The following is a 13,194-nucleotide window of genomic DNA, read 5'->3' on the forward strand; positions in this document are numbered from 1 at the left end:
GCAGTCAGCACCGTAAATAAAACTATTTTACGGATTGTTGATTCCCAATTATGGTATGGATGCGCCATGCAGGCCTTTGTTGTCTGCTATTCCTTTCAAAAACATTGTGCGGGCAGCATAATGACATTACAGCAATTAAGCATGCGTTATCGGGGATAACGGATAGTACGAAGTATGTGGATGCGCTAAACAGGTTGTCGTCCCTGTATCTTCCCTGTCAGCTGGATAGCAGTGGAGGGTATGCAAAAACGGCTAATGACATCGCCACGAGGATACGCTACGACAAAGGCCATCGGGACGCCTTACGTGGCCTGGGCCGGTATTATTCCCTGCGCCCCCACCGTTACCTGTCTTTTTTATTTTATGATAATGCATTAACAGCCTGCCGCGCTGCCGGCGATTCAACAGGTGTGGCGGTATCGCTGATGAACATCGGTACCTATTATCAATACCAGGGCAAACATGCGGAAGCACAAAATTATCTGAACAAGGCATTGAAAGTAACCTGGGCACCCGGGTTGGATTCTGTGCGGGCATGGGTGCTGGTGAACTACTACCTGGTGAATGCGGGAGATACGGCAGCACTGGCATTCGCACAAAAGGCGCTGCAACAAGCCGTGGCACTCACTGCCAGGTATCATGACCGGTTAGGGATGCTGTATGTGCAATTATTTGAAGCCCATGAAGATCTCCGGGCTGGAGAAATAAAGAAAGCAGAAGAGAGACTGAAAAAAGTAATATGGGTAGCCGACAGCGCAGGACTTAATTACATTGCCATGTATGCCTGTGCACAGTTAACAGGTTACCGGATCTGGCAAAGAAAAGCGGATTCCTTGCTGTATCAGCAGCAATCAGTCAACTATGCGGTGGCCGGTGGATATACCGGGTTAATGCTGCCAGTGGTCACTACCTTGTTTAATTGGTACCAGCACCGGAAAGATGCCCGACATGCCGCTGTGTACAGCCGGATGGCCCTGCATATTATGCAACAGCAACAGGAAGATATGCAGGCAGGAGAGGCCGATTATCTCGCTTATAATTTCGGGGATGAGCTGATGGACTCTTTGAAAATGCAGCACCAGTCGCAGCGTGAACAATTGGAACATACCCAAACGACTAACCATTTCTGGTACTACCAGCTCATCATCATCGCCGCCATCGCCATACTACTCGTGATATTGCTGACGTATTTTATCCGGGCTTACCGGCTTTCAAAGATCAACAGCGCCAGCATGGCCACGTTGCAGGAAGAAATCCGCAAAGGAAATAAAGCATTACAGGAGAGTGATGATTTCAAGAATAAGCTAATCTCAATGATCGCACATGATTTCAGAACACCTCTGCACAACATTGTTAATATTACCGGGTTTATAGATGAAAAAGCGCTCACCGTAACAGAGGCAGCGGAGATGATCCTCGAGGTAGAACAAACCGCTACTACCACCCTGGGGGTATTTGAAGAAATATTAAAATGGATACGTACCCAACTGTCGGGCTTTGTATATCATCCGGAAATATTTTTGCTGGCAGATATGATCCGTGCAGTAACACAAAGTTTACAGCATTTATTAAACGAAAAGAAAATACAACTGATAACAGATATCCCGGAAGGAACAACTGTGTTGGCCGATTTTGAAATGCTGCAATTCATTCACCGGAATTTTTTACACAATGCCATTAAATTTTCGCCTGAAAATGGCGTAATAACGATTAAGGCTATACGTAATAATAGATGGCTGACAGTTTCCTTTACAGATGAAGGTTCGGGTATTGATGCAGTGGTATTTCCATTGTTGTTTGCCTGGAACAGCAAAGCCTATGAACAGGAGCGATCCGGCAAGGGCGCCGGCCTGGCGTTGATCATCTGTAAAGATTTTATGGATAAAATGGACGGAGACATTAATGCACAAAATAATGAACAGCAAGGGAGTACTTTTTATTACCGGCTCCCGGAATCGTTGAAAAGCGCACCAGGCGAGAAATGAGAAAAACCTCTACTGAAGCACGTTATAAGCATAAATTAGCAGCCTTATGGTTAGCTATTGCATGGCTATGTGCTGTATACAATGCAAACGCGCAAAGCCCGCAACTGTCTGAATTGTTACAGGAGCTGAAAACAACGAAGGACAGCAGCCATTATGTGAATACGTTGGGCAAACTGGGCGCGCTGTATATGATGATCAATATCGACAGCAGCTTTATTTATGCCATCAGAACATATGAAGTATCTGACAGACTGCATGATAAAAAAGGTTTGGCTGATGCCTATGATGTGTTGAGTTTTTGCTTTGCGCTGAGAACAGATTTCAACATTGCCGGTATCTATGCATACAGGGCATTGCAGTTACATAAATCATTGTCTGACAGTGCGCGTATCTGCAAAACCCTGAGTAACCTGTATCTCTACTACCGGAATATGGGCAGACAGACAGATGCCAACAATTATTTTTACGAAGCCTTTAATATGGCCAGCCGGCTACCGCCCTCAGCAGATTCGATGTACAGTATACTGCTGGTAAATTATGCGATGCGGTTTTATAATGATACTACCCGTAAGGACTCCGTACAATGGGCATTTCGAACCGCACGGCGTATTTCAGAAAAATACCCCCGTAGCCGCCTGCCATTATATATCGACGCCTATGAGGCGGATACGCTGGTAAAACAGGGACGTGGAAAAGAGGCGGAGGTAAGGATGAATCAGCTGGCTAATGAAGCATTGAAGCGAGGGTTGCTATATGTGGCGATGGATATATATAATCGCATGGAAAACTACCACGGGATGGGATATACGATAGACTCTACCCACTACCGGGAGCTATCTTATGAACTGGCTAAACAAGCAGGTTGTATAGAATTAAATCTTGCCACCATAGCCGGTTTATATGACTACTACCGGCTGGAAAATGATACGGCCAAAGTGAATTATTATAGCGGTGAAATCATGCGGATGGCCGCTCAACATCGTTATCAGCCCGACCGGGATGGGGTGAATTATATCGATTATTTTTTAAAAGAACAAGCCTTACGGCAACTCTCCAAAAGCAACCTGCAACAGCAGCAGGAACTGGAAAAGGGGCGAATTAAAAAACGGAACAGCCAGTTTGTGATAGCAGGGTTATTTATTATAGTGATCCTGTTATTCATATTGCTTTTCAGCCGTTATCAGCAATACAGTGCATCACAGGAGCAGGAACGGAAATTGTCAGATAGTTATGCCGATATTTCGCTGAAGCGCGTAGCGCTGCGGGCCAATGATGAGTTTAAGAATAAGCTGATTACGATTATTGCCAATGATTTCAGGGCCCCATTGTATTACATTTCAAATGTAGCGGGGCGGTTAAAAGATCATGAAGAAGACCCTGTGACCATGACTGCGCTGATAAAGAAGATAGCAGATGTTTCCGGTAGTACATTGTGTGTTTTTGATAATATCCTGAAGTGGATACGCCTGCAGTTAGCGGGATTTGCGTATCATCCTGTCCCATGCCGGTTGTATGATGCGATACAGACCGTGCTGAAACCTGTGTATGCCGTTATTACGGAAAAATCTCTGGTAGTGGTGAACCTGGTACCGGAGGACTTTACCTTAACTGCAGATGGAGAAATGCTTCGCATGGTGCATCAGCACTTATTGCGGTTATCTGTACATTATGCCCGGCCGGGAAGTTTGCTCATTGTTTCTGCCTGGAGAAGTGAAGGACTGACATATAGCCGCATCATTGCAGATACCGGCGTAGATGCGGCTGCCATTATAAAAACTTTGTCGGACTGGCAGCAGGATATGTACGCACTGAGTTATGCTATTACAAAAGACTTTATAGATAAAATGAATGGTGGCTTACAGGTAACGGAGAGTGAGGGGAAATACCTGGTATTTACGGGGATATTGACGGGATAATATAAATTCCGGATGCCCGTACTGCGTTTCTGGAGAATTTCTTTCTGAAACAAAGTATGGGCATCCGGAAATCAAAAAATGCTATTTTTATTTTTTTCCGTATTGATCGCCATCGTATGCCCAACGGATATAGTTGGCTCCCCAGGTAAATCCGCCACCAAAGGCCGCCATCATGATGTTGTCGCCTTTTTTGAGGAATTTTTCATAGTCCCACAGGCACAAAGGAATAGTACCGGCAGTGGTGTTACCATAGCGGTGAATATTCATCATTACCTTTTCATCGGGAACGTTGATATACTGGGAAGTGGCTCCAATGATACGTTTGTTGGCCTGATGAGGTACCAGCCAAGCGATATCTTCCGAGGTCAGGTTGTTACGTTCCATGATGTCTTTTGCTGCACCTGCCATGTTGGAAACCGCATATTTAAACACCATTTTGCCTTCCTGGTATACGAAGTGTTCACGGCTGTTTACTGTTTCAACAGTTGCGGGTTTAACAGAGCCTCCGGCCTTCATGTGAAGGTATTCACGGCCATGGCCATCACTTTTCAGGATACTGTCAATTAAGCCATATCCTTCGGTGTTGGCTTCCAGCAGTACGCCGCCGGCGCCATCGCCAAAAATGATGCAGGTAGTCCTGTCGGTATAGTCAATGATGGAACTCATTTTATCAGCACCAATTACCATTACCTTTTTGTAACGGCCACTTTCAATGAAGCGGGCACCGGTGTCCAATGCGTATAAAAAGCCTGAGCAAGCAGCACTGATATCGAAGCCGAAAGCATTTTTAGCACCGATTTTATCGGTTACTACGTTGGCTGTAGCAGGGAAGGTCATGTCCGGGGTAACAGTGGCCACAATTAACAGATCAATTTCTTCCGGAGAAATGCCTCTCTTGTTGCAAATTTCAAGAGCTACCGGTACACACAGATCAGATGTCCCTTTCCCTTCTCCCTTCAATATCCTCCTCTCTGAAATGCCCGTCCGGGTTATTATCCAGTCGTTTGTTGTATCTACTAATTTTTCTAATTCCTGGTTGGTTAGCACGTAATCGGGAACATACCCACCCACCGCTGTAATAGCGGCCGTTATTTTATTCATATAAACTAAATATGTGTTTAAAACGAGGCGTAAAAATACGATATAAACGTATATTTCCTAAAAAAGTCGAATATGATGAACTTTAAGGATTGACAATCCGTTAAAAGTTAGCATCTTTGCCCCGGTTTACCCGAAATACATTATTAATCAATTTCCGAAAGTTTAATTAAATTACTGAACCTTTACCTTGTATGATTGCTTATCTGAATGGAAAATTGGCGTATAAGTCACCAGCCCTTGTTCATCTGGATGTGAACGGAATCGGTTATGAAGTACAGATTAGCCTCAATACATATTCCAGGATACAGAATATGGAAAGTTGCAAACTGTTAACCTTCCTCCAGATTAAAGAAGATGCGCATACGCTGTATGGTTTTTTTGAAGAGGCAGAAAGGAGTCTTTTTCTCCTGCTGATAAGTGTTTCAGGTGTAGGGGCCAATACCGCCCGAATGATGTTGTCATCTTTACAACCAGAAGATATACAACGTGCTATCATGATGGAAAATGAGCGGATGCTCGAAAGCGTGAAGGGGATCGGCGCTAAAACAGCCAAAAGAATAATACTCGAACTGAAAGATAAAATAACGAAACACAAGGATACCGGAACACATTTATCTGCTACTGTAAACAATACAATGCACGAAGATGCGTTAAATGCTCTGATAACTCTAGGCATAGCCCGGAACATGGCAGAATCGGCAATTCAGAGAGTTATGAAAAATGAGCCACTATTGCAAAACTTGGAAGAGCTCATAAAGAAAGCCCTGAAAAGTTTATAATAAATACATAAAATCCTCTATAAAAACCTATTTTTCTTGGCAAGAAAAACATACTATGGTGCTTTTGCCGTGATAGCAATTGTATCCTTTATCATTGTTGACACTGCCGCTAGGGATCGTTCTGGGAATCTGAAATTATCAAGAAGGAGCTGGAAGCCGGATACCACCATTACAGGTCAAACCAAAATCGATACTACCGGAAAAAAAGATACCTTGAAATACCCCCTTCAGGACAGACGCGGCCCCAATATAACGGATCCGGGGTCCAGAAGTGGTATTGATCTGAAGGATCCCGCAAATATCAACAAAACAGTAGAATACGATCCCGTTACGAAGCAATATACGGTTACCGAAAAAATCGGTAATCAGTACTACCGTAACCCTACCTACATGAGCTTTGACGAGTTCTATAAACTGCAGTCCCACCAGAGTGAACAGGACTACTGGCAAAAAAGAGCCAGCGCCCTGGGTAACCTGAACCAACGCAGCAATGGTCCCGCACTGTATAATGGCAATAACCTCTTTGACCGCATCTTTGGCGGCAGTAAAGTAGATATACGCCCCCAGGGTAGCCTGGACCTCACCTTCGGCTATCAGGGCCAGAATATCAAAAACCCCGTACTGGTAGAACAAGCCAGAAAGAATGGCGGGTTTAATTTTGATATGGGGATCAACATGAACGTAGTAGGTAAAATCGGGGATAAACTGAAACTGATCACCAACTATAATACCCAATCCCAGTTTGATTTTGAAAACCAGGTAAAACTTGAATATACCGGCTATAATGATGAAATTATCAAGAAAATAGAAGCTGGTAACGTTAGCTTTCCCCTGCGTAGCTCCCTGATATCCGGGATCCAATCACTTTTCGGGGTGAAAACACAGTTGCAGTTCGGACGCTTAACCGTTACAAGTGTACTCTCCAATCAGAAATCACAGAAGCAAAATCTCATGCTCAAAGGCGGTACCCAGGTACAAGACTATAACCTGAGAGCAGATGAGTATGAAGACAACCGCCACTTCCTTTTGGCCCAATTCTTCCGTGATACCTTCAATTATGCCATGTCTAACCTGCCAATCATCAGGTCACTGACAAATATTACCCGTATGGAAGTATGGGTAACCAATAAAACCGGGGCTACTACCCAAACGCGTGATATCGTGGGTTTAATGGACCTCGCAGAACAGAACCCTTTTAATAAAACAGCGATACACGTTAATACCACTTCCAAACTGCCGGACAGAGGAACAAATGACCTGTATTCCAATCTGATCCGCGATCCGATGAGCCGGAATACCGGAACGGTCGTCAGCCGATTGCTTGCCTTAGGCTTGCAACCGGTTTCGGAATTTGAGAAAACATTTGCCCGCAAACTTGATTCTACGGAGTACATCTATAATAAACAACTGGGTTTCATCTCCCTTAACCAACAATTACAGGCCGATGAAGTGTTGGCAGTCGCCTATCAGTATACCTACAATGGAAGGGTATACCAGGTGGGTGAATTTTCGCAGGATGTGCCTCCGGACCAAAACAACAGTGCCAATCAGCCTGTTCTGTTCCTCAAATTGCTGAAAGCAACATCTGCCCGTCCTACCTTGCCCATATGGGACCTGATGATGAAGAATATTTACGCCACCGGCGCCTTCCAGGTAAATAAGGAAGATTTCCGGATGGATGTATACTATAAAGATCCTGGCGCAGAAGGCCGTCCACCCAGTGATAAACGTTATATCCCCGATGCAAAGGGAGATTTCGCCGGTGCCCCTATCATTACCATTCTTAATCTCGACCGATTGAATAACCAGCTGGATCCGCAACCAGATGGGGTGTTCGATTACGTGGAAGGATATACGATAAACTCCCTGACCGGTAAAATCATGTTCCCGACACTGGAACCTTTTTCTGCCGGCCTTAAAAAGGCGTTCGGCGGAGATGCGGCACTGGAAAAGCAATACCTCTATAATGTACTGTATGACTCCATTAAAGTGGTGGCCCAGCAGTTCCCTCAGCTGAACCGATATGTGATACGTGGTTCCTATAAATCCGCCAACTCCTCGGAAATTAACCTGGGCTCTGGTACCACCATCCCGCCAGGCTCTGTTACGGTGACCGCCGGCGGCCAGCAACTGCGGGAAAATGTGGATTACATTATTGATTATAACCTGGGCAGACTGAAAATTATTAACGGCGGGGTGCTGAACGCTGGCGTACCTATTAATGTACAGTTTGAAAATAATGCGCTATTCGGGCAACAGGTCCGCAACTATTTTGGTACCCGACTGGATTATATCGTCAATGATAAATTAAGTTTGGGCGGTACAATCGTGCGCATGAGTGAAAGACCTTATTACCAGAAGGTGAACTACGGAGAGGATCCGATTAAAAATACCATGGTAGGGTTGGATGCGAACTATGCTTCCGAATGGAAAGGATTAAACCGATTCCTGGATAAATTGCCGAACTATACCAGCTCTTCTCCATCTAATATATTGTTTACCGGTGAGGTAGCCCGATTGTTCCCCGGACATAGTAAGCTGGTGAATGAACCTGGCAGCAAACAGGGTACAGCTTATATAGATGATTTTGAGGGCGTGAAAAGTGGATACGACCTGAAGTTCCCGGCAACCAGCTGGGCGCTGGCCTCTACACCTAAAGGAGCAACAGATGCCTCCGGTAGGGTGATGTTCCCGGAAGCAGAATTGAATAATGTGCTGGATTACGGAAAAAACAGGGCAAAATTGGCCTGGTACATCATTGAACCTACCCTTCAATTACCGAAATCACCAAGTCTGCCATCAGGGATTACGATAGATGATCAATCCGACCCCCGCTCGAGGTTAGTATATCAGAAAGAAGTATTCAAAAACAGGTCTACCGACTTCGGACAAAGCCAGTTGAGCACCCTTGATCTGGCCTATTATCCTACAGAAAGAGGCCCCTACAACTTTACCAACAATCCAATCATGATGAACCGGGATGGTTTGCTGGCAAGACCGCAAACCCGCTGGGGGGGTATCATGAGGGCGATCGATAACAGTGATTTTGAAACTGCGAACATTGAATATATTGAGTTCTGGATACAGGATCCATTTATTAAACAGCCGAACAGTTCCGGTGGTGCGATGTACTTTAACCTTGGTAACGTATCTGAAGACATCCTCAAAGATTCCAAGAAATTCTTTGAAAACGGGATGCCTGATCCGCGCCAGGATCCTAATAAGATCGATTCTTCCAAATGGGGCCGTTTACCTAAATTCCAGCAGCAGATCACCCAGGCATTTGATAATGATCCTAATATCCGCAGTTACCAGGATGTGGGTTACGATGGTTTGAAATCACAGGACGAAGGCGCCTTCTATAAAACATACATGGATACACTGCGGATGAATTTCGGAGGTAGCCCTGTATATAACCAGGCGGTGCAGGATCCGGCCAATGATGATTACAAACATTATCGTGATCCGACATATAATGGAATGAACATTCTGCAGCGCTATAAAAGATATAGCAATCCGGAAGGCAACTCTCCGGTATCTGATCCTAAATCAACTTTCTCCTCTGCCGCCACCAACATTCCTGAATCAGAAGATCTGAACAGGGATAATACCATGAATGAAACAGAGGAATACTTCCAGTATAGAGTGGATATGAAACCTAACATGCAGGTAGGTACCAACTTTATTGTGGATAAGATAGAGGCAGATGTAACCTTACCCAATAATCAGAAAACAACAGAAACCTGGTACCAGTTTAAAGTACCATTGAACCAGTATAACGCGAAAGTGGGTAACATACCGGATTTCAAATCCATCCGTTTCATGCGTATGTTCCTGACCGGCTTTACGGATTCCGTGATTGTACGTTTTGCCAAACTGGAACTGGTACGCAACCAATGGCGCCGGTATATGTACGAGCTGCGTCCGGGCGATCCGATTCCATTGGATAACTCTACTACCTTTAATTCTTCTGCTGTTAATATTGAAGAAAACTCTTCCCGTACACCTATTCCTTATGTGTTGCCTCCGGGAGTAGTAAGACAAAATACAATCAGCACCAACAATACTACACTGCAACTGAATGAGCAGTCTTTGTCCGTACAGCTTTGCAACCTGAAAGATGGTGAAATGCGTGCTCTCTACAAAACGCTGAATATGGATCTGCGTCAGTACAAAAAACTGCAGATGTACATACACGCGGAAGCTGTAGGTGCTGCTACTGCCCTGAAAGACGGACAGATGCAAGCCGTGATCCGTATTGGTAGCGACTTTGTAAGTAACTATTATGAGTACCGCATTCCGCTGAAAGTAACAGACTGGAATGGTCCTAAAACCGCTTTGGACATCTGGCCGGAACGTAATAACATGGAACTGGTGATGTCTCAGCTCAGTGCACTGAAGCAGAAACGTAATATGTGTGATTCCTGCTCTCCGATACTGCCTTACCCGGCAACACCAGTAGCCGATCAGTATGGAAACTTTATGACGGTAGTGGGTAATCCTAGTTTGGGTGACGCCCGCACCATGATGATAGGTATACAAAACCCGAAAGATGATGGACAGCCACACTGCGCTGAGGTATGGCTGGATGAACTGCGCCTCTCTGATTTTGATGAGAAGGGTGGTTATGCTGCGCTCGCCAGGGTGGATGTACAACTTTCCGATTTAGGTACCATCTCGGTTTCCGGTAATATGCATACCGCTGGTTTCGGAAATATTGATCAGCGCGTAAATGAAAGATTCAGGGATAACTTCCTGCAATATGATGCAGCTGCTAACCTTGATCTTGGTAAACTATTACCAAAGAAAGCAGGTATCTCTATTCCGGTATATGCCGGCTACTCACAATCCGCCAGCAATCCGGAGTATGATCCCTATGACCTGGATATTAAACTGAAGGATAAAATGAGCCTGGCCAGAAACCGCGCGGAAAGAGATTCTATCCGGAAAAATGCCCAGGATTTCACTTCTATCAAAAGTCTGAACTTTACCAACGTCCGGAAATTAAATCTCGGAGGTGGTGGTAAACGACACCTGTGGGATGTGGAAAACTTTGACCTCAGTTATTCCTTCTCCCAGATATTGCGGCATAATCCGTTGATCCAAAATGATATGCTCACGAAGCACCGTGGAGGATTAGGGTACAACTACGCCGGTCAGCCGCATTACCTGGAGCCGTTTAAGAAACTGATCAAAAGTAAATCGCACTGGCTGGATCTGATCCGAGACTTCAACATTAACTATGTACCGGCTATCCTGAGCTTCCGGGTAGATATATCCCGGCAGTTTGGTGTTACCCGTGTACGCAACGTAGGTGGCGATGTTAAGTACCAGCTGCCCGAAACCTATAATAAATACTTTACGTTCGACAGATATTATACGGTGAAATGGGATCTCACCCGCAGCATCAATTTTGAGTTCAACGCAGTAAATAACGCACGTATTGATGAGCCAAACGGCCGTTTAGATGATGCAGCGAAGAAAGACACGGTACGCAGGAACTTCTTCAAAGGTGGGCGTAACACCAACTATATGCACAACGCCAACTTCACCTATACGCTGCCTACCTCCAAATTCCCGGCACTCAACTGGACCAATATCGCATTTGGCTACAGCACGGAATACCGGTGGACGGGCGCTTCACAGCTGGCATTGTACCTGGGGAACGCGATAGAAAACACACAGCAGAAAACACTGACAGCAGAATTCAAGTTTACAGAGCTCTATAACAAGTCGAAATTCCTGCGACAGATCAATGCCCGCAAACCACAGACGAACAACAACAATAACAATAACCAGAACAACAAAACTGCGGCTAATCAGCAAAACCAGAATCAACCTGCCCCCGATGAAATATCGCCATGGGTGAAAGGATTGCTGAAACCGCTGATGATGCTGAAACGGATTGGATTTAACTATAACGAAAATGCAGGTACCCGTTTGCCGGGGTATATTGACAGTACCAAAATTATAGGTATGAACTGGGCCACCATGGCGCCAGGTCTCAATTTCGTATTTGGTTATCAGCCGGATAGAAAGTGGTTGGACAAATTTGCACAAAAAGGACTGATTACGCCGGACACCTTATTTAATATACAGGCCCAGCAACAGTTTACGCAGAGATGGGATTTGCAGGCCCAATTGGAACCGTTGAACGATTTGCGCATAGACCTGACCATGACCAAGTCGTTTACCAAAACGCATACGGAATTGTTCAAAAATCTGACAGATCCGAGCAACTTCCAGCACCTGAGTCCATACGATGCGGGCGGTTTTGAAATCACCTACATTGCTATCAAAACCATGTTTGGTAAAATCAATACATCGGATGGTATTTCCAATACCTTCCGGAACTTTGAAGCTTACCGTAACCAGATCTCAAAAAGATTAGGTGCCATCAACCCATACAATAAAGATCCGGGCGTACCAACAGGAGATCCTAAAGATCCAAACTATGCATATGGTTATACCAGGTATGCACAGGATGTACTGATACCAGCATTCCTGGCCGCATATACCGGAACATCGCCCGATAAGATAGCCCTGTTGAAACAAGGAAATGATAACGTGAAAAGCAATCCTTTCAGTAATTATATTCCTAAACCCAACTGGAACATCACATATAATGGGTTGACCAAGCTGGAACCTTTCAAGTCCTTCCTGACCAACTTTACTGTCAGACATGCTTATACGGGTTCACTTAGTATGAACTCCTACAATACTTCTATGTACTTTGAAGATCCGCGGCTCACCGGCTTCCCGGCGTTCAGGGATACCGTATCCGGAAATTACTTCCCTTATTTCCTGGTACCTAACCTTACGCTGACTGAGTCCTTCTCTCCGTTGCTGGGAGTGGACCTTACATTCGTAAATAGCCTGAATGCCAGGGTGGAGTTCAGAAAGAGCCGTTCCCTCAGCTTGAGTCTCATTGATTACCAGCTGACAGAAGTACGTTCCAGTGAAATTATTATTGGAGCAGGCTACCGTGTAAGAGGGGTACAATTACCTTTCTCCTTCAGTAGAAATGGTGGAAAGAAACTGCAAAACGATATGAACTTCAGACTGGACCTGAGTTTCCGGGATGATAAAACCGCCAATAACCGGTTGGATGCAGATTTATCTATTCCTACCAGCGGGCAGAAAGTAATAGGTATATCGCCGTCTATTGACTATGTGGTGAATAACAGGTTGAATCTTCGTTTCTTCTATGACAGAAGACAAACTATACCAGTAATATCTACTTCTTACCCGATTACCAGTACCAGCGGAGGTATTACGTTCAGGTTCGTATTGTCGCAATAGAAATAATTAAGAATTAAGAATTACGGGACTTGCATATGGATAGTGAATACAGTAGATTATATTCACGAATATCTATATACAAGTCCCGTAATTCTTAATTCTTAATTCGTA

Annotated in this window: 5 protein-coding genes; 4 read left to right on the forward strand and 1 reads right to left on the reverse strand. The window is 44.8% G+C overall.

The window, feature by feature from the left end; translation table 11 throughout:
- Positions 1 to 59: 59 nt before the first annotated feature.
- Positions 60 to 1,985: a tetratricopeptide repeat-containing sensor histidine kinase gene (locus tag AB4Z08_RS10335; RefSeq protein WP_441573649.1), complete on the forward strand. Its 1,926-nt coding sequence runs from the start codon at positions 60 to 62 to the stop codon at positions 1,983 to 1,985.
- Positions 1,982 to 3,901, forward strand: a complete 1,920-nt coding sequence (locus AB4Z08_RS10340) for a sensor histidine kinase (RefSeq protein WP_441573650.1) — start codon at positions 1,982 to 1,984, stop codon at positions 3,899 to 3,901. The genes AB4Z08_RS10335 and AB4Z08_RS10340 overlap by 4 nt, the downstream gene beginning before the upstream one ends.
- An 87-nt stretch (positions 3,902 to 3,988) precedes the next feature.
- Here the strand turns inward: AB4Z08_RS10340 and AB4Z08_RS10345 are convergent, their stop codons facing one another.
- Positions 3,989 to 5,002: a beta-ketoacyl-ACP synthase III gene (locus AB4Z08_RS10345; protein ID WP_441573651.1), complete on the reverse strand. Its 1,014-nt coding sequence runs from the start codon at positions 5,000 to 5,002 to the stop codon at positions 3,989 to 3,991.
- Between the two features lie 191 nt (positions 5,003 to 5,193).
- Between AB4Z08_RS10345 and ruvA the strand changes: the two genes are divergently transcribed.
- Positions 5,194 to 5,781: a Holliday junction branch migration protein RuvA gene (gene ruvA, locus AB4Z08_RS10350; protein WP_441573652.1), complete on the forward strand. Its 588-nt coding sequence runs from the start codon at positions 5,194 to 5,196 to the stop codon at positions 5,779 to 5,781.
- 36 nt (positions 5,782 to 5,817) lie between these two features.
- Positions 5,818 to 13,083 (forward strand): cell surface protein SprA, encoded by a 7,266-nt coding sequence (sprA, locus tag AB4Z08_RS10355; protein ID WP_441573653.1) that lies wholly within the window; start codon positions 5,818 to 5,820, stop codon positions 13,081 to 13,083.
- The last annotated feature ends 111 nt before the right edge of the window (positions 13,084 to 13,194 follow it).

This window comes from Chitinophaga sp. RAB17 (assembly GCF_052114225.1).
Classification (GTDB): domain Bacteria; phylum Bacteroidota; class Bacteroidia; order Chitinophagales; family Chitinophagaceae; genus Chitinophaga.

Coding starts and splice junctions, on each gene's coding strand:
- AB4Z08_RS10335 (WP_441573649.1), top strand. CDS start 60: ATGCGCCATGCAGGCCTTTGTTGTCTGCTATTCCTTTCAAAAACATTG.
- ruvA (WP_441573652.1), top strand. CDS start 5,194: ATGATTGCTTATCTGAATGGAAAATTGGCGTATAAGTCACCAGCCCTT.
- AB4Z08_RS10345 (WP_441573651.1), bottom strand. CDS start 5,002: ATGAATAAAATAACGGCCGCTATTACAGCGGTGGGTGGGTATGTTCCC.
- AB4Z08_RS10340 (WP_441573650.1), top strand. CDS start 1,982: ATGAGAAAAACCTCTACTGAAGCACGTTATAAGCATAAATTAGCAGCC.